Origin of the sequence: Luteimonas sp. WGS1318 (genome assembly GCF_043187535.1) — a bacterium.
GTDB lineage: Bacteria > Pseudomonadota > Gammaproteobacteria > Xanthomonadales > Xanthomonadaceae > Luteimonas.
Genome location: NZ_CP171131.1, coordinates 1,844,904 through 1,862,929, shown reverse-complemented (window position 1 = coordinate 1,862,929; position 18,026 = coordinate 1,844,904). Strand labels below are relative to the sequence as shown.

Below are 18,026 nucleotides of genomic sequence, written 5' to 3'. Positions count from 1 at the left end.
GATGCAAAAGTGCGGTCTGCGGTCAAGTGTGGACCGTAGGCGCCGCGTCGTCGGCCAACCTGGCAGCGGCGTGCGTGCCGAAGGCGGTCGTCCAGGGTCCGGTCACCGGCGACGGCGCGCCTGCCAGCACCGACACGGTCTCGACGAATTGCGGCCGTGGCCATGCGACACCGCCGAGCCCGATCAGGTGCGGGTTGCCCACCTGCGCATCGAGCAGCGGCATATCCCACTGGCGGAGCTGCCGGATCAATGCCGCGAGGGCGATCTTCGACCCGCCGGGTTCGTCACTGAACATGCTCTCGCCGAAGAACATCCTCCCGATCGCCACGCCGTAGATGCCGCCGACCATCCGCTCACCATCGAAGACCTCGACGCTGTGCGCGTCGCCGGCCACGTGGAGCGCCGCATAGGCCGCCTGCATCGCCGGCGTAATCCAGGTGCCGTCCTGACCCGCGCGCGGCGCCGAGGCACAGGCGGATACCACGTCGTCGAACGCGGTATCCGCGCGTACCAGCCATTCACTGCGGCGCAGGCTGCGCCGGAAACGGCGAGGCAGGGCGAAGGTCGCCGTCTCGAAGACCAGGCGAGGATCGGGCGACCACCACAGGATCGGCTGCCCATCCGAAAACCAGGGAAAGATGCCGCAGCGGTAGGCGTTGCGCAGGCGTGGCAGCGAGAGATCGCCGCCGAAGGCGAGCAGCCCGTCGGGACGGCGCAGTGCCTGCTCGACCGGTGGAAACGGCGCATCCGGCGCCGCATCGAGTCGCGGCAGATGCAGGCTCACGGCGTGGATTGCCGGAACGGGCTGCTCGCCGCCAGCGTCGCGGCGTAGCCGCGGATCGAGCGCGCCTCCTGCGTGCACCAGTCGCGCAATGCACGCCGGAACTCGGGATCGGCGATCCAGTGGCGGCTGTGCACGAGCGTCGGCAGGAAGCCGCGCGCGAGCTTGTGTTCGCCCTGCGCGCCGGGTTCGAAGTGGCGCAGGCCCTCGCGCAGGCAATAGTCGATGCCCTGGTAGTAGCAGGTCTCGAAATGCAGGCCGGGCAGGGTGGCGATCGCCCCCCAGTAGCGGCCGTAGAGCGTGTCCCCGCCGCGCAGGCACAGGGCGCCGGCGACCGGTACGTCGCCGAGATCGGCCAGCACCAGCACCAGCTGGCGCGGCATCGTCGCGGCGAGATGGCGCAGGAACTCCAGCGTCAGCGCGGGCGAGTTGCCGTATTCGGCGAAGGTCTGCAGGTAGAAGCGGTACATCGTCGCGAGGTCGTCGTCGCTGGCCTCGTCACCGTGCAGCACGCGGAATGTCACCCCGGCGCGCGCGACCTTGGCGCGCTCCTGGCGGATGTTCTTGCGGTGCTTGTGGTCCATGGCGCCGAGGTAGTCGTCGAACGTCGACCAGTCGCCGGGATTGCGCCAGTGGTACTGCACGTCGATGCGCGGCAGCCAGTCGGCATCGAATGCGTCCGCCTCGGCTTCGGTGTGGAAATTGACGTGGGCCGACGACCAGCCCGCATCCACGGTCGCGCGTTCGATGGCGACGCGCAATGCACTGCGCGAGGCCGTGTCCCGCGCCAGCAGTCGGGGACCGGTGACCGGCGAGTAGGGCGCGGCGACCAGCAGCTTCGGAAAGTAGTCGTGTCCATAGCGGGCGTAGGCGTGGGCCCAGGCGTGGTCGAACACGAACTCGCCATGCGAATTGGTCTTGCGGTAGGCCGGCGCCGCGGCGACCAGCGTGTCGTCGTCCCACAGCGTGAGGTGGTGCGGCGTCCAGCCCCAGTCGGCGCGCAGGCAGCCGTGCCGCTCCAGGCCGGCCAGGAAGGCATGGCTGATGAAGGGGTTGCCGTCGTGCAGCGCGTCCCACTGGGCCGCGGGAATGTCGAACAGGGTATCGATACAGCGGATGTGCGGCATGGCGTGAGCGTAGTCGATCGCTTTGAATGGAGCGCGCTTGTCGGTCGCCGCCTGATGACAGCGCGACTTGCGCCCCCGTCAGCCCCCGCTCGCCCGGGCGCTGACGTTATGCCGTAGTGCTCGTCTAGGCCGCCGGGATCTCCAGCGGTACCCGGAGGCCGATGGGCGTGTCCCGCGCGTCGCACGCCAGCCCGTCGGTGGGCAACCCGGCCATCGGACCGGTCAACACCTGCTCCAGCATGGCCTGGTCCATGCCTTCGGGCGGCACTTCAACGGATGCCTGCGCGGCGCAGAAATCGTAGTGCACCAACACATCGGTACGCCGCCTCTTCGGCGTTGCGCCCCACGCGGCCTGGAATGCTTCTGCCGTCAGGTGGCTTAACCGGGACACCAGAACCGCAGCGTAAGTGTCAGCTGCAGCCAGCACCTCGTTGCTCACGGCGCGCTGTCGACCACTCTCGATCAACAGCGGCGCGGCTCTCAACAGCGACGGCATGCCGTCACGCAAGCCGACCGCCGTCAGCATACCCAGGTGGTAAGCCGCATCCCGGTTCCCTGCGGCATGTGCAAACTCGAGGAACCCGACAGCTTGCTCGCGTTTGTCCTGCGCGTACTCGATCCCGCTGAGCATGCACTCGCTCCAGAGTGTGCCCAGGCGCGATGCTGACGCCACGTCACCGGCACGCGCCTTTTCCTCCATCTCCCGCAGCATGCGCTGTTGAGGAGCGAACAGGGCGCCGAGCGTCCCTTTCCGCGCCGGATCGTAGGCGAGCCGATACGTTGCATCGCTCTGTGCGCGCACCGCACCCCCGAGTTCGCCTTCGTCCAGGCAAAGCGGGTTTGGGGGATTCGCCGCAGCCGACGGCGCACCGACCAGAGCGAGAACAGCGACCACCAACGCCGCCGGAAACGAGTGCCGAGCCCGCACGCCGTCAGCCCTGCTGGTCGAGAAAGCGTTCGGCGTCGAGCGCGGCCATGCAGCCGAAGCCGGCCGAGGTGATCGCCTGGCGGTAGTGCTGGTCGGTCACGTCGCCAGCGGCGAACACGCCGGCTACGTTGGTCGAGGTCGCATTGCCGTCGATGCCCGAGCGGATCTCGAGGTAGCCGTTGTTCATCGCCAGCTGGCCTTCGAACAATGTGGTGTTGGGCGTATGGCCGATCGCGACGAAGAAGCCGTGCACGGCGATCTCGCGGGTGCTGTCGTCCTGCACCGACTTCAGGCGCAGGCCGGTCACGCCGGCCTCGTTGCCGAGCACCTCGTCGACGGTGTGGTGCCACATCGGCACGATCTTGCCGGCCTGGATCTTCGCGTTGAGCTTGTCCTGCATGATCTTCTCGGCGCGCAGCGTGTCGCGGCGATGCACCAGATAAACGGTCTTGGCGATGTTCGACAGGTACAGCGCTTCCTCGACCGCGGTATTGCCGCCGCCGACCACGGCCACGTCCTGGTCCTTGTAGAAGAAGCCGTCGCAGGTGGCGCAGGCCGACACGCCGCGGCCCTTGAACGCCTCTTCCGACGGCAGGCCGAGGTACTTCGCGGTCGCGCCGGTGGCGATGATGATCGCGTCGGCGGTGTACTCGCCGCTGTCGCCCTTGAGGCGAAACGGGCGCTGCGACAGATCCGCGGTGTGGATGTGATCGAAGATGGTCTCGGTATCGAACCGTTCGGCATGCGCCTGCATGCGCGCCATCAGGTCCGGCCCCATCAGGCCATGGGCGTCGCCCGGCCAGTTGTCGACCTCGGTGGTGGTCATCAGCTGGCCGCCCATCTGCATGCCGGTGATGACCACCGGCTTGAGGTTGGCGCGGGCGGCGTAGACGGCCGCGGTCCAGCCGGCAGGGCCGGAACCGAGGATCAGGAGACGGATGTGACGGGGGCTGGCAGAAGAGGCGCTCATGTATACTCGCGGGCTAAGGCACTGCGGCCTGACGTGATCCATAGCTTGGCGGTGCGCCCCCCGCAAAACAAGGTTCGGCCACGTCAGCCGACCGCAACAATCCATCGCGACACGCCGCCCAAAGCGGCGTTTTTTTGTGCAGGAGTCGGCGTTATGCGTATCGGTATTCCGAGTGAGACCAAGACCCTCGAAGGCCGCGTGGCCCTGGTGCCGGAAGCGGCGGGCGATCTGGTCAACCGTGGCCACGAGGTGTGGGTGCAGCAGGGCGCTGGCCTGAAGTCGGGCTTCAGCGACGAGGCCTACACCCGCCTGGGCGTGAAGATCGCGCCGGACGCGGCCGCGCTGTACGAGAAGGGCGAACTGATCGTCAAGGTCAAGGAGCCGATCGAAGGCGACCTGGCGCTGCTGCGCAAGGACCACCTGCTGTTCTGCTATCTGCACCTGGCACCGCTGCCCGAACTTACGAAGCGCCTGCTCGACATCGGCCTGACCGGCGTCGCGTTCGAGACCGTCGAGCTCGACAACGGCGAGCTGCCGCTGCTGGCGCCGATGTCGGTGATCGCCGGCAAGATCGCCGTGCAGATCGGCACGCATTACCTGCACCAGCCGCTCGGCGGCAAGGGCAAGCTGCTCGGCGGCCTGCCGTCGACCGAGCGCGGCAAGGTCGTGGTGTTCGGTGCCGGCGTGGCCGGCGGCGCGTCGGCGGCGCTGGCCGCGGCCGGCGGTGCCAACGTCGTGGTGTTCGAAAAGCGCCAGGACCGCATGGAACAGATGATGCGCCTGGGCAACAACGTCACCGCGCTGTATCCCTACGACGATGTCGTCGCGCGTGAGGTCGCCTCGGCGGATCTAGTGATCGGTGCGGTGCTGGTGACCGGAGCGGTCGCGCCGCACGTCGTCACCCGCGAGATGATCAAGTCGATGGAAGACGGCAGCGTGCTCGTCGACATCTCGATCGACCAGGGCGGCTGCTTCGAGACCTCGCGCGGCACGACCTGGAAAGAGCCGGTCTACGTCGAAGAGGGCGTCACCCACTTCTGCGTGACCAACATGCCGGGCGCCGTGCCGCAGACCTCGTCGCAGGCGATTTGCGCGGCGATCCTGCCGTGGGTGAACAAGTTGGCCTCGGGCCAGTGGCGCGACAATGCGGCCCTGGTGCGGGGCATCAATGTCGAAGGCGGCAAGCTCGTGCATCCTGCGCTGCAGGGCATGAAACTTTGACGTAAGATCAAACACCTGGGCCCCTTTCTTCAGGTAAAGACGCACGGTGGCACGCCCCCTCGCAGACCGCGCGAAGCGCACGCGCAGCACACCCAAGGACGCCGGCACGCCGGCGTCCACGGCGGTGCCGAATCCGCGCCGCCAGCGGCTGGTGCGGGACATCGCGCTGATCGCCATCGCGCCGTTCCTGCTGTATCTGCTGGCCTGCCTGTTCACCTACTCGCATACCGATCCCGGCTGGACCAACGCCGGCAGTGTGACCACGCCGTTGAACAACGTCGGCGGCCCGGTGGGTGCGTGGATCGCCGACGTGCTGCTGCATCTGTGCGGCTACGTGGCCTATCTGCTGCCGTTGATCCTCGGCGCGATCGCGTGGATCGCCCTGTTCGGCATCGAACGTGATCCCGAACGCCAGGCGGATTTCGGCCCGGCGCTGCGCCTGGTCGGCATCGTCGGGTTTCTGGTGTCGGCGACCGGCCTGCTGTACCTGCGTCTGCCGGCAGTGGAGAACCTGTCCGCGGGCGGCGGCGGCATCCTAGGACGTCTGATCGGCAATTCGCTCTACGGCGGCATCGGTCCGGTGGGCGGCAATCTGTTCCTGCTGGCGCTGTTCCTGGTCTCGGTGACACTGGCTACGGGCCTGTCCTGGTTCGCGCTGATGGACCGGATCGGCGGCTGGGTGATGACGCTGCCGGTGCTGCTGCGCCGGAGCAGCAAGCAGGCCACCGACTGGAAGGAAGCCCGCGAACACCGGGAGGAGCGCACCGAAGCGCGGAAAGTGGATACCGAACTGCGGGCCAAGCGCGCCCCGGTGAAGATCGAGGTGCCACCGACGCCGCCGGTCGTCGAGAAAAGCGAGCGCGCCAAGCGCGAACAGCAGATCCCGATGTTCCATGGCGTCAACGCCAATGGCTCCGATTTGCCGCCGCTGTCGCTGCTCGACGATCCCAAGCCGCAGCCGCAGGGCTACGACGAGGACACGCTCGAAACCCTGTCGCGGCAGATCGAGTTCAAGCTCAAGGACTTCCGCATCGATGTGGAAGTGAAAGAAGCGCAGCCGGGTCCGGTGATCACGCGCTTCGAGATGGAGCCCGCGCCGGGCGTCAAGGTCAGCCAGATCAGCTCGCTGGACAAGGACATCGCCCGCGGCCTGTCGGTCAAGGCGGTGCGCGTGGTCGATGTCATCCCGGGTAAGTCGGTGATCGGCCTGGAAATCCCCAACGTGCGCCGGGAGATGATCTATCTCTCCGAGCTGCTGCGCTCCAAGGAATACGACAAGTCGGCGAGCCCGCTCACGCTGGCGCTGGGCAAGGGCATCAGTGGACAGTCCGTGGTCGCGGATCTCGCGCGCATGCCGCATCTGCTGGTCGCCGGCACCACCGGCTCGGGCAAGTCGGTCGCGGTCAACTCGATGGTGTTGAGCCTGCTGTTCAAGGCGTCCCCGAAAGACCTGCGCATGCTGATGATCGACCCGAAGATGCTGGAGCTCAGCGTCTACGAGGGCATCCCGCATCTGCTGGCGCCGGTGGTCACCGACATGAAGGAGGCCGCGAACGGCCTGCGCTGGTGCGTGGCGGAGATGGAACGCCGCTACAAGCTGATGAGCGCGGTCGGCGTGCGCAACCTCGCCGGCTTCAACAAGAAGGTCAAGGATGCGGAGGACGCCGGGCAACCGATGTCGGACCCGCTGTTCCGGCCGAATCCCGAATCGAGCGACGTCGCCGAACTGCTCGAGCCGCTGCCCTACATCGTCATCTTCATCGACGAATTCGCCGACATGATGATGATCGTCGGCAAGAAGGTCGAAGAGCTCATCGCGCGTCTGGCGCAGAAGGCGCGTGCGGCCGGCATCCACCTGATCCTCGCCACGCAGCGCCCGTCGGTCGACGTGATCACCGGTCTGATCAAGGCCAACATCCCGACCCGCATCGCGTTCCAGGTCAGCTCCAAGATCGACTCGCGCACCATCCTCGACCAGTCCGGCGCGGAGACGCTGCTGGGCAATGGCGACATGCTGTATCTGCCGCCGGGCACCGCGATGCCCGAGCGCGTGCATGGTGCGTTCGTGTCCGACGATGAAGTGCACCGCGTCGTCGAACACCTCAAGCAGAGCGGCCGGGCCGACTACATCACCGGCGTGCTCGACGAAGTGCAGACGATGGGCGACGGCACCGTGGTCGGGGCGACCGGTCTGCCGGAATCGAGCAACAGTGGCGGCGGCGACGAGAGCGACCCGCTGTACGACGAAGCGGTCAAGATCGTCACCGAAACCCGCCGTGCATCGATCTCCGGTGTGCAGCGTCGGCTGAAGATCGGCTACAACCGCGCCGCGCGTCTGGTCGAGGCGATGGAAGCGGCCGGCGTGGTGACGCCGCCCGAGCACAATGGCGACCGCAGCGTGCTCGCGCCGCCGCCTCCGCCGCGCTGATCGACAGACCGCGACGCGAACGCGCATGAATCGCCGATGCACGTCGGCGGCCTTCATCTGCGCCGTCATCGCCGCATTCAGCTGGAAATTCGCACACTCCGCTTCAACGTCACACCGAACCCAGAGGTTCTCTCGCATGCGCTCGATAATCCGTGGTTCCCGCTGGTTTGCGGCCGCTGCCGTGCTCATGGTGGCTGGGCTCGCCCAGGCTGCCGACGCGCGCCCGCAACTCGAGCAGTTCACGCGTGGGCTCAAGGGCCTCGAAGCCCAGTTCACCCAGCAGGTTGCCGACGGCAACGGTCGGGTCAGGGAAAGCTCGAGCGGCATGCTGGCGCTGTCGACGCCGCGTCTGTTCCGCTGGGAGTACGTGAAGCCGTATCCGCAGCTGATCGTCGCCGACGGACGTACGGTGTGGGTCTACGACCCGGACCTGCAGCAGGTCACACGCCGTTCTCAGGGCAGCCAGGAACAGGACAGCCCGCTGGCTGCGCTGATCGACCCGGGCAGGCTCGATCGCGATTTCAACGTGACCGAGGCTGGCACCTCCGGCGGCCTGAGTTGGCTCGAGCTGCGTCCCAAGCGCAGCGACAATGCCGCGTTCGAGCGCGCACGGCTCGGTTTCGGCAGCGACGGCACGCCGTCGCGCATGGAGATCCACGACACCCTGGGCCAGCGCACGACCATCGGGTTCAGCGGCTGGAAGCGCAATCCGACGTTCGCGCGCGACACGTTCCGCTACACGCCGCCGGCGGGCGTGGATGTGGTGGGCGAGGAGTAAGTCCTTCGCGCTCTTCGCGCGGATGCGCGTACCTCGCATCGAGCGGCCGCCTTTGGCGGCCGTTCGCCTGTTTGGGATCAGGCGTTGCTGCGCGCGCTCGGGAACGGGTCGCAACGGGGTGCGCAGACGGATCGGATCGGCGTGATCACCAGCCGCGCGCACCGGGAATCGAAGGAGGCATCGTCCGGCTGCCGATCTGCATGGCGAGGGCAGGGTGCCCGCCGGCACGGACAGACAGGGTGCGTCGTCCATACGAACCCGGAGTGCCCTGTGCGCCGCGGAGATGTCGAGCCACAGAAGACTTCCCGCGCGCCATGCCCGTCGGCGTCTTGCGGTTGCGATCACGTCCGTGTGCCGCAATATCGTCATCCCGGCAGTCCGCTGCAGCTCCAGGTTCAAGGTCAATCGCGTGCCCCGTTCCCGCCCATCCCGCGCCGATGGCGGCGACCTGCTGCAGGTCGACCGCAGCGCCATGCGTCCGCTGGCCGAGCGCATGCGCCCGGCGACGCTCGATGAAATGGTCGGGCAACGTCGTCTGCTGACCGAAGGCACGGCGCTGCGCACGGCGGTCGAGGCCGGCAAGATCCATTCGATGGTGCTGTGGGGGCCGCCGGGATGCGGCAAGACCACGCTGGCGCTGTTGCTGGCGCATTACGCGGATGCGGAATTCAAGGCGATCTCGGCGGTGCTCTCGGGCTTGCCTGACGTGCGCCAGGTGCTGGCCGAAGCCGCGCACCGCTTCGATGGCGGGCGCCGCACGGTGCTGTTCGTCGACGAGGTGCACCGCTTCAACAAGACGCAGCAGGACGCGTTCCTGCCGCATATCGAACGCGGCACGATCGTCTTCGTCGGCGCGACCACCGAGAACCCGTCGTTCGAACTCAACTCCGCGTTGCTCTCGCGCTGCCGTGTGCACGTGATGGAGTCGGTATCGCCGGACGACATCCTCGAATCGCTGCACCGTGCGTTGGGCGATGCCGAGCGTGGTCTCGGTGGCCGCGGCTTGCGGATTGACGACGATCTGCTGCGCCTGATCGCGGTCGCCGCCGACGGTGACGTGCGCCGCGCACTGACGCTGCTCGAGATCGCCGCCGAACTGGCGGGCGAGGGCGGCGAGGTCACCGCCGCCACGATCGAACAGGTGCTGGCAGATCGCACGCGCCGCTTCGACAAGGGCGGCGAGCAGTTCTACGACCAGATCTCCGCGCTGCACAAATGCGTGCGCAGTTCCAATCCCGATGCCGCGCTGTACTGGCTGGCGCGAATGCTCGACGGGGGCTGCGACCCGGGCTATCTGGCGCGACGCATGACGCGCATGGCGGTCGAAGACATCGGTCTGGCGGACCCGCGTGCGCTGCAGATGGCGATCGACGCCTGGGACACCTTCGATCGGCTCGGCAGCCCCGAAGGCGACCTCGCGCTGGCCCAGCTGGTGATCTACCTCGCCAGCACCGCCAAATCCAACGCCGGCTACATGGCCTTCAACCAGGCCAAGCGCGACGTGCGCGAATACGGCACGCAGGACGTGCCGCTGCACATCCGCAATGCACCGACCAAGCTGATGAAAGACCTCGGCTACGGCAGCGGCTACCAGTACGACCACGATGCCGAAGGCGGCATCGCGCTCGGCCAGAGCGGGTTTCCCGATGCGATGGGGGAGCGCATCTATTACCAGCCCGTACCGCGCGGGCTGGAGCTCAAGCTCAAGGACAAGCTCGATCAGATCCGTGCCGCGCGGGCCGATGCGCTCGCGCGCGGTACCGACGCCGACTGACCCGGGCGTCGTCCGACAAACGGACGCGCGTAACTCCGATGCCGTACACGGCCCGCTGGTCGATGGCGCCGGACGCGGCCGGCGTCAGACTGCAGACCGGGATCCGACCAGGGAGCGGTCATGCGTCGACGCATCGCGAGCGTGTTGCTGCTGGCGCCGTGGCTCGCCTGCGCGGCGCAGCAGGCCGTCCACAAATGCAATGACGGGCAGGGCGGGCATCTGTACCAGTCGATGCCGTGCGCAGACGGCGCCACGCTCCGGCGCTGGGAGATCGCGCCGTCGTCGCACGATGGAGTAGGGGAGACGCGCGACGCCCGTCCCGCGGCCCAGCCGGCTCCGCGGCGTGCCACCGCCTCCGACACACTTCGTCGGAGTGCATCGCGTGGAGCGACGACCGCCAGATCCGCCGATCCGCATGCGCGGTGCGTCGCCGCGCGCGCGAACCGCGAGGCGACGCTGGCACGCCTAGGCATGAAACGCGGTTACGAGGATCTGCGCCGGCTCAACGATCGCGTCTCGGCCGCCTGCAACCATCGGAACGTTCGATGACGCCGCACCGCGCAATCTCGAACCGGTCGATGTCAGGGCGTGCAGGGGCGACCCAGGCCTTCCCAACCATTGGGGAGACGCCGGATGATCTGGCCCCCGGCGCAGCGTTCGCCGGATCGCAACGGCGTCGGCGTGCGGTCGACCGGCTTCGGCGACTCGACGGCCACAGGCGTCGGGCCGTATTCGTAGATCACCCGTTCCGGTGCGCGAAGCGCCGCGGCGTCGGAGGGATGGGCGGCATGCGCTGCGGCGCCCGGCCTCGTGGTAGACCACCAGGCGAGGTTCGAGAGCACCAGAAGACCCAGCGCCACCAGCGCAAAGCGTCGCCAGGCCGTGGGCGATAGGCCCCGGTCGGTCACCTCGATTGGAGACTGCGCGGCACGCAGACGGGTTGCCATCACGGGCTCTCCAGAACTGCCGGAATGGCCGACACGCTAGCGGCTCCGTCCCGTTGCTGGCCAGCTGGGGCCAACCCGAGGGCATGCGGTCAGCGCGGCACGCGGGTTGCATCCGTAGCGGCATCGATACGTCGGGAGCGCGCGATGAAGGGAATCAGGAATGCCAGTCGCTGGATCCGCATCGGCGCGGCCCTGGGTGCGCTTGGCGTCACCGGTCCGGGATTCGCCCAGCATGTCTACCGGTGCATCGACTGGAAAGGCGCGGTGACGTACCAGTCCGAGCGATGCAGCCCGCGTGATCGTATCGACCGGGTCTACGACGGGACTGCACATATCGAGATCGATGGCCGCGCGATACGGAATTTCGTTCCGAGCGCCAGCGGTTCGACGCGCGGGCTCGCACCGGCCTATGGCCAACCGCAGGAGACTGATGGCCGCGCGAAGTCCGATAGTCTCTGCGGGATCGCCCAGGCCGCGACCAGGCATCGTCGTCAACGCACCATCGAATCATTGACCAGCGACGCGGCATTGCGGTCGACGCACTGCAATCATGCGCGCGGCCCGGGCGGTTTGGGTAGCGCACTCTCAAGTGCACCGAGCAACTGATTGATTTTTCTAGCCGACGGATTGCCAATGCGCACTTCTTTCTGCGCTGCTCACCGCACTGTCGCGTGTACACTTTTGCCGACTACGCACTCTCGTGGGTACACGCCTCCCCACAAGCCACAGTCGGATGCGCACCGATCCAGGTGCTGCAGTCTAGAGGGGGCTTATTTCCGCCTGCGTCTCACAGGGCGGTGCCGACGCTGGTTCGCCTGATTCGCCGCTTCTAGCCCCGCTGCTTCCCCCCGACTGGCGTATGTCAGAGGAATCCAAGCTATGCGGACGCTGGACAGGTGGCCGCTCTCCTTGCGCAACAAGGCCCAGGGTTGTCGCAAGCGTGGGCTCAAACGAGGCTGGATATAGATCTCAGGCACGTGATCCGCGAGTGTTGAGCGGAGACCCTCAGCATAGCCCCTGGCCAAAACCTGCCCGCAGCTGCGCATGAGCAGGTCGAACTCCTGAGGGCTAGCTTGAGCATGGAAGTCGAAGAGGTTTCGTCCCTCAAGTGCCGCGTCCACCAGTCCTGCCACTAAGCGGTAGGAGCAAGGATGAACGCAAAGCAGGTTGAGGAACTGTCGGCCGCCTATAAAGCTCGGCGGCAACATCGACACCTCACCGGAGAACCGGCGACGCGCCGGAGCGAAGGATTTCGGTGCCTCTAAACCGATACCGTTCAGAAATAGGCTCATCTCCCGATCGGTCAGTGACTGCGCTGGTAGGCGCAGCGCGAGATTAGCTGCGACGGCTGACATCATAGGTGCGAGTCTTTTGGGTGTGGTCAGAAATCCCGGCCGATCGCGCCGAACCTGTTCAAGTTCAAGCAAACCATTGCGATCGGGCAATGGGGCACGCTTGGAACTCATCAGGGTCCGGACATGCATCAACGAAAAAGGTGGCGGCGGTCCAAGAGAGGCATCGATGCGCGAGTCGGTGATCGCGCGAAAGCGCCTGCGCCAACCGGCGGGCAGTTCGACCAGTGCCGCCAGTGCAGGCCTTGGATTTCCCGCGAGGTCCGGGATTACTAACATGGAGCGTGAGCGTTCTTCGGCAGCCCACCGCAAATAGTTGTCGGTGAAACACTTGGCGCCCTCAGGCGTGGTAGCACGCAAGATCAGGTCCGTATCCAGCGGGCTCTGGCCGCATGTGCATTCCAAGTTCGCGCCGGCAACCCAGTCCGCCTTTACCGCGACTGGCAGCCCGCAGTGGTCGCAGTCGTCCCTTAAGGCGACATCATGCCAAGCACAGCGGTGTACCCAGGGCATCTGATGCAAAAGGGTGTGATACCCCCGCGGCAAGCATTCAGGGCAATAACGGAAGGTCCAGCCGGTCGCCAGCAGTGAGGAAGGTGCCTTGAAGGGAAACCAAGTCGACAAGTTCCACTCGACGGGCACGGCCGGCAGCCGGAGCGACCGGGCAACGGCAATCTGGCGAGCCTCAGAGAAAGTCATAACGGCCGATAAATCGTCGGCCCTGCGGACACGGATACCCAGCAGGCTGGGCAACTCTTTCGGTGCCATGTGGTTGAGGCGGACGATCTTCGCGAGCGTGCCGAATCCTGAGGCAGCCGGGATATCGGACTGGTCGTTTCCGGCGAATGGAGAGGTCAGCACCTCGGCGCAGGGCGAGAGTTCGCCTCGCGGGCGGGTGCCGCGGAGCTCGATATAAGGGCCGGGAATCGCAATGCTCATGCCACGGCCCCCTCGTAGCCCGGCTCAATCTGCAGGTACGCGACCCGGAACAACACTTCACGCACTTGCCCTTCGGAGAGCTCGAGGAAACTCAAGTCCTCCATCGCGATACGCACCAGGACCATGTAGACGAACCTCTCGAAGGTCAGCATCGGCCAGCTCGTGGCGGGTGGCAGCCCCGCTTCAGAGCGTACGTCGTTCATGACCTTGCGGATCATGTCGATCTGGTTCCCCAGCCGCCATCCATTGGCCCAAGCCTTGGGCGCGCAGTGCTGAGTGAACGTGACGCCAGAACCCTCCGGCCAGATAAGCTCCTTGTCATACTCCAAGAACGCCAAGGCCACGTCCGACATCGTCTGGTGCGGACGATCAGCCGGCGGGACATCCCACATCAGTCCCGTGTAATGGTGCGAGTTGATGAAGTAACGGCCAAAGATGTGGCGAGGCGGTCGAGCGTCGGTGTCGCCGCGGCCGAGCCGTCCGGCATCGCTCTGGTTGATGAAGAGGTAGAACACGCGCGTGGTCTTTTCGAACTCGTTGCCAATCGACATCGCGTGCTCGTACTCCTCCGAGGTAAAGCGGTTGGCTTCGTTGAAGACCAAACCAATCATCTCTGCACCGCGCTTTACGCGCTGCTCGTTGAGCGTATGCACCACGCGCGCGAGCAGCATATTGCTGCTCGCGCTCGCGGCGACGGACTGCCCCATCTGCGTGAGAAGGGAAGTCATGAAGTAGCCCTCGGTGGACTTCTGCGGCTTGCTATACGTGAACTCCGCCATGTACATCGAAAACGGTCGCCAGCTATCGGTCTGCACGAGCTGGCGCGCACCAAAGGTCTTGCCCACCCGGCCGTGGCCCTCGATCCATAGGGCGTCGCAACCCATCTCGATACTTGCGCGGGTGGCACCGGCGAGCCGCTCGGCGGGACGGGTGAAAATCAGGGGCCGTTTGTAGCGAACAAGCGGATGAAGGTCAGAAGGCATTAGGAAGGACTCCGTGCTTATGAATAACCGCACTCGAGACAGGGACGTGACTGATCAGCGGCGGCGCAACGAGACGACACCGCCACGCGGGGCGAAGCCCTCAAGCGTGCGGGCCGCGCCGCTGCGCGCAGGTTCAGGGGCCTTTATCTTTGGGATGCGCCCTGAGGCAACGTCGTCAGCCGCCCAGCGCAAGTGCCGGGCGGCATCGCGCACCTCGGCATGAAACGCGTCGATCAGGTCCGCGATGCCGTTCCAACGCTGCCCGCGGCTCTTGCGCCATCGATGTGCTCGCCGCCGCTCGTCGAGAGAATGCGGAGTGAGCGCATATGGCGGCAACGTCTTGAGCTCCAGATAAGGCTGACCATTCGCGTCGAGCAAATGAAGGAAGCGCGCGTCCTCGGCGATGTAGCCGTTGAACGTTTTGCCGACCAGATCTGGGCGCGTGCTGAGCTTCTCGCTGCGGTAGGTTCCGTAGCCAAAGGTGACGTGGGGCAGTTCTCCTTTCCCTCCGCGGATCGTCACGCGGACACTGAAACGGCCGAGGTCCCGAACGTCCTCTGTCGTCCGGCTCGAACGGAGTGGCATGCCGCCGTTGGAAAGGTACGCTTCGATCACCTCACGCGGGCTGCGCCCCTGAAGACCATCATGGGCGGTGACGTTGTAGGTCGAAAAAACGATGTCCAGCATGTCTTCCATGAGATGAAGGAAGATCGGGTGTGCTTTGCTGTTCTGCGCGGAAACTCGCTGCTCCTCGCGTAGTTTGGTCTCCGGCTCAAAGCCGCCAGCCAAGTACCGAAGGACCTGTACCTCGATTGACTTGAAGAACGCCTCGATGTGCGGCCGGGTCTCGGGGATCCCTGCGTGGCCGAAGCGGTAGACCCCCAAGCGGACCTGTGCAAGCGCCTGCTTGGCGTGCTTGGCCAGATGACTGCTGTAGTTGTCTACCGAGATGCGGAGGCCGCGAGGGGGAGGGCCGTCGATCGCGCTAGGCATCCACGCATTGGGCAAGTACTGCATCTGACGCCCCGTCAGATCTCTGGGGCACCATGGCATCAGAGCTCGTTTCAGGGTTCGCAAGAAGTCGAACTGCGAATAGGCCTCGTCAACGATCACCGTCCAGCCCATACAGGCCCGCGAGGCAACGTCGAGCTCGGCCAAGAGCATCAGTCCGGACACTCGCGTCAAACGATGTGTGCCGTCCGAGAGAGGGACCGCGCACCACTGCTCTTTGAGATCGATGTAGTGACCGTCGACTTGAGACTCATCGAACGGCTCAAGCGTGGAGAGCTCGGTCCACTTCGATAGTGTCGGACCGACCACAAACATCATCTGAAGCTCAGCAGCACGGAAGCGCAGGCGCTCGATGAAGGTGGCCAAGGCGCGACGACCTCCGTCACGAGTGTTGAGCGGATAGTCGTCTTCACCGATGCCGGCACGGCTCAGAATCCGCTTCATCTCCTCGCAAAGACGATTGAACGCGGGACTCGTCTGGCGGCGGGAGGGGAGGGGGCCTTTGAACTTCACGAGCGAAGCCTTGAGCTCGGGAAGCGAGTTCACCAGGCGCGTCATAGCATGCGGACGCTTGAGTAAAGGAGTGCTCTTCTTGACCGGCTCTGGATCAACAAGGCGCAACCGCGGTATACAAACTGCGAACCCGTGAACGCCACCGTTAGATGCCGGATCATTGACGAGCGCAAGCATGCGTTTGCAGGTCTTTCGATGCAGCCCGTAGAGCTTGGAAACACGACTAATCGGTTCACCCTCTATCAGGGCGGCGAGGGCTATAACACGGTTGTCGATTGCCTTGCGTGTATCTTCGTCAAGATCGACCATCGCAATGGTATCCGGACGCGGTAGCGCGAGAAGCCGTGCGACATCTTCATCGGTGAAGTAGCTCATGCCGGCGATCTCCGCGACACGAGCGTATCGCGCCCCAAACGCGCGGCGCGATCGAAATCCACAAGTCCCAGGCAAATCAGCTCGCAAGTGACCGCCTGCACATCGCACGGGTGGAATGGGGAAAGCGCGCTCTCAAGCTGATCGATGCGTGAGCGCTCGACCTTGTTCAGATGTTCCAGAATTCGACTTCGCAGTGCTAAGCGATTACCCAAGCTCTGGGCTAGCTGAGCGAACCCCAGAAGACGCATTTGCTGGCTGACCGCGCAGCCCTGCAGGCGCACGTCCTGCTCAGTAACGAAGCGAAGGCGCACGTTTTGCTCGCGAGCAGCGAAATCAAGCCGCTCAGCTTCACGCGGGCGAAGTGTTCCGCCCCCCCCTTTTACGCAATCACCGTCAGCGACGATTAGCAAGAACTCAGCAAAGCCTGTCGCGTGCTGGACCCAAAAATCGAGTTCGATCTGAATGTCGCCAGACTGAAGAAGGCGCGGACGCTCGGTGTAGGCCTGCACGCGCGGATCAGTTTCGAGCGCGAGGGCCACCGCGATTGAGGCGAGTCCGTCTACCTCGACGACGCGGGCCTCTTTAATCGACTGGAAGCCGTAGACGTCGCGATTTTCGAACTCGCGACGCTTGTACATGCGCGGCTCAAAAGGCCGCTCACTCGGGACAAAGAGTGATGCGTCCGTAAGCTCCCCCGTCTGACAGACACCGCATAAGTAGATCTTTCTGGCATCGTTTCCCAGCCAGGAGGTCCCATGCGCACATCGAAGTTCACCGAGACGCAGATCATCGCGACGCTCAAGCAGGCCGACGCAGGCGTGCCGGTCAAAGACATCTGTCGCCAGGTCGGCATCAGCACCGCGACGTACTACCAGTGGAAGAGCAAGTACGGCGGCCTGGAGGCCTCCGAGCTTCGGCGGGTCAAGGAGCTCGAGTCCGAGAACGCCAAGCTCAAACGGATGTATGCCGAGCTGGCGCTCGACAACGCAGCGATGAAGGACCTGATCGCAAAAAAACTCTAGGGCCGGCGCGCAAGCGCGAGGCCGTGCGGTTCCTCGTCGAGGTCCACGCGCGGCCGCTGCGCCGGTCCTGCGCATGCGTCGGTTTGTCGCGAGGGGCGTGGTACGCGCCGCCTCTGGATTGGACGGTGCGCGATGCCGAGCTGATCGCTGAAATCGCGCGCTTCGTTGAGGCGCACCCCAGCCGCGGCTTCTGGAAGTGCAGCAACCATCTTCGCAAGCAGCAGCCGGCCTGGAATCCCAAACGAATCTATCGCGTGTACAAGGCCATGAAACTCAACCTGCGCCGCGCCGCCAAACGGCGCCTGCCCAAGCGCGAGCGGGTGCCGCTCTATGTGCCGAGGCTGCCAGACACGGTCTGGTCTGTCGATTTCATGAGCGACGCGCTCGCCTGCGGCAGACGGTTTCGCACGTTCAACGTCGTGGACGACTTCAACCGAGAAGCCCTGCACATCGAAGTGGACACGTCGATCAACTCGCAACGGCTGGTCCGTGTGTTCGAGCAGATCAAACGCGATCATGGTTTGCCGCAGGTCGTGCGCTCGGACAACGGTCCCGAGTTCTTGGGCGATGCGTTCACCAACTGGCTCAAGGCGAACGGCGTGGCGCTGCAGTACATCCAGCCCGGCAAGCCAAATCAGAATGCCTTCATCGAGCGCTTCAATCGCACATTCCGCGAGGAAGTGCTTGACCTCAATCTCTTCGTCCGTCTCGACGACGTCCGGGAAGCCACCCACTGGTGGATGATCGACTACAACGAAGAACGATCCCACGACTCGCTCGGCGGAATGACCCCGCTCGAGTACCGCAGACACCACGCCGAAAGCTCTACTTTTGAAGTGTCTGCTTGACGGGGGAGCTTACGTTTGGACGTCAGTTC

General features: G+C 65.3%; 16 protein-coding genes. 7 read left to right on the top strand and 9 right to left on the bottom strand.

Annotated features, from left to right (window positions below; all coding sequences use genetic code 11):
• Positions 1-22: 22 nt before the first annotated feature.
• From aat to trxB, 4 genes are all read right to left on the bottom strand, one after another.
• Positions 23-784 carry a leucyl/phenylalanyl-tRNA--protein transferase gene (gene aat, locus ACF3M1_RS08615; RefSeq protein ID WP_394005125.1) on the bottom strand — a complete coding sequence of 254 codons (762 nt, stop codon included), beginning with the start codon at positions 782-784 and terminating at the stop codon, positions 23-25.
• Positions 781-1,908 (bottom strand): GNAT family N-acetyltransferase, encoded by a 1,128-nt coding sequence (locus ACF3M1_RS08610; RefSeq protein WP_394005124.1) that lies wholly within the window; start codon positions 1,906-1,908, stop codon positions 781-783. The genes aat and ACF3M1_RS08610 overlap by 4 nt, the downstream gene beginning before the upstream one ends.
• A 124-nt stretch (positions 1,909-2,032) precedes the next feature.
• Positions 2,033-2,803, bottom strand: coding sequence for a hypothetical protein (locus tag ACF3M1_RS08605; RefSeq protein ID WP_394005123.1), 771 nt, complete (start codon positions 2,801-2,803; stop codon positions 2,033-2,035).
• 37 nt (positions 2,804-2,840) lie between these two features.
• Positions 2,841-3,806, bottom strand: coding sequence for a thioredoxin-disulfide reductase (trxB, locus tag ACF3M1_RS08600; protein WP_394005122.1), 966 nt, complete (start codon positions 3,804-3,806; stop codon positions 2,841-2,843).
• Positions 3,807-3,959: 153 nt separating this feature from the next.
• On the opposite strand from trxB, the gene ACF3M1_RS08595 reads away from it, so the two are divergent.
• The 5 genes from ACF3M1_RS08595 (at position 3,960) to ACF3M1_RS08575 (ending at position 10,556) form a co-directional block, all read left to right on the top strand.
• The gene (locus ACF3M1_RS08595) at positions 3,960-5,027 is read left to right on the top strand and encodes an alanine dehydrogenase (RefSeq protein ID WP_394005121.1); all 1,068 of its coding nucleotides are present in this window, start codon (positions 3,960-3,962) and stop codon (positions 5,025-5,027) included.
• 124 nt (positions 5,028-5,151) lie between these two features.
• Positions 5,152-7,455 (top strand): DNA translocase FtsK, encoded by a 2,304-nt coding sequence (locus ACF3M1_RS08590; RefSeq protein ID WP_394005220.1) that lies wholly within the window; start codon positions 5,152-5,154, stop codon positions 7,453-7,455.
• Between the two features lie 136 nt (positions 7,456-7,591).
• Entirely contained in the window at positions 7,592-8,233 is a 642-nt protein-coding gene (gene lolA, locus ACF3M1_RS08585; RefSeq protein ID WP_394005120.1) for an outer membrane lipoprotein chaperone LolA, read from the top strand.
• A 472-nt stretch (positions 8,234-8,705) separates the two neighbouring features.
• On the top strand, positions 8,706-10,007 hold the full coding sequence (locus tag ACF3M1_RS08580; RefSeq protein ID WP_394005219.1) for a replication-associated recombination protein A: 1,302 nt from the start codon (positions 8,706-8,708) through the stop codon (positions 10,005-10,007).
• A gap of 141 nt (positions 10,008-10,148) precedes the next feature.
• Positions 10,149-10,556, top strand: coding sequence for a hypothetical protein (locus ACF3M1_RS08575; RefSeq protein WP_394005119.1), 408 nt, complete (start codon positions 10,149-10,151; stop codon positions 10,554-10,556).
• 32 nt (positions 10,557-10,588) lie between these two features.
• Here the strand turns inward: ACF3M1_RS08575 and ACF3M1_RS08570 are convergent, their stop codons facing one another.
• On the bottom strand, positions 10,589-10,954 hold the full coding sequence (locus ACF3M1_RS08570) for a hypothetical protein (protein WP_394005118.1): 366 nt from the start codon (positions 10,952-10,954) through the stop codon (positions 10,589-10,591).
• Between the two features lie 144 nt (positions 10,955-11,098).
• Here ACF3M1_RS08570 and ACF3M1_RS08565 point away from each other — a divergent pair, with 144 nt between their 5' ends.
• Positions 11,099-11,560 (top strand): hypothetical protein, encoded by a 462-nt coding sequence (locus tag ACF3M1_RS08565; protein WP_394005117.1) that lies wholly within the window; start codon positions 11,099-11,101, stop codon positions 11,558-11,560.
• 164 nt (positions 11,561-11,724) lie between these two features.
• Here the strand turns inward: ACF3M1_RS08565 and ACF3M1_RS08560 are convergent, their stop codons facing one another.
• The 4 genes from ACF3M1_RS08560 to ACF3M1_RS08545 are packed head-to-tail and all read right to left on the bottom strand — an operon-like array spanning position 11,725 to position 16,765.
• Entirely contained in the window at positions 11,725-13,245 is a 1,521-nt protein-coding gene (locus ACF3M1_RS08560) for a hypothetical protein (RefSeq protein WP_394005116.1), read from the bottom strand.
• The gene (locus ACF3M1_RS08555) at positions 13,242-14,228 is read right to left on the bottom strand and encodes a hypothetical protein (protein ID WP_394005115.1); all 987 of its coding nucleotides are present in this window, start codon (positions 14,226-14,228) and stop codon (positions 13,242-13,244) included. The genes ACF3M1_RS08560 and ACF3M1_RS08555 overlap by 4 nt, the downstream gene beginning before the upstream one ends.
• A gap of 54 nt (positions 14,229-14,282) precedes the next feature.
• On the bottom strand, positions 14,283-16,127 hold the full coding sequence (locus tag ACF3M1_RS08550) for a hypothetical protein (protein ID WP_394005114.1): 1,845 nt from the start codon (positions 16,125-16,127) through the stop codon (positions 14,283-14,285).
• Entirely contained in the window at positions 16,124-16,765 is a 642-nt protein-coding gene (locus ACF3M1_RS08545; RefSeq protein WP_394005113.1) for a hypothetical protein, read from the bottom strand. Before ACF3M1_RS08545 ends, ACF3M1_RS08550 begins: the two co-directional genes overlap by 4 nt.
• Before the next feature lie 117 nt (positions 16,766-16,882).
• On the opposite strand from ACF3M1_RS08545, the gene ACF3M1_RS08540 reads away from it, so the two are divergent.
• A protein-coding gene (locus ACF3M1_RS08540) for an IS3 family transposase (protein ID WP_393999965.1) occupies positions 16,883-17,997 on the top strand; the annotation gives its coding sequence in 2 pieces (ribosomal slippage) (positions 16,883-17,135 and positions 17,135-17,997; 1,116 coding nt in all).
• The last annotated feature ends 29 nt before the right edge of the window (positions 17,998-18,026 follow it).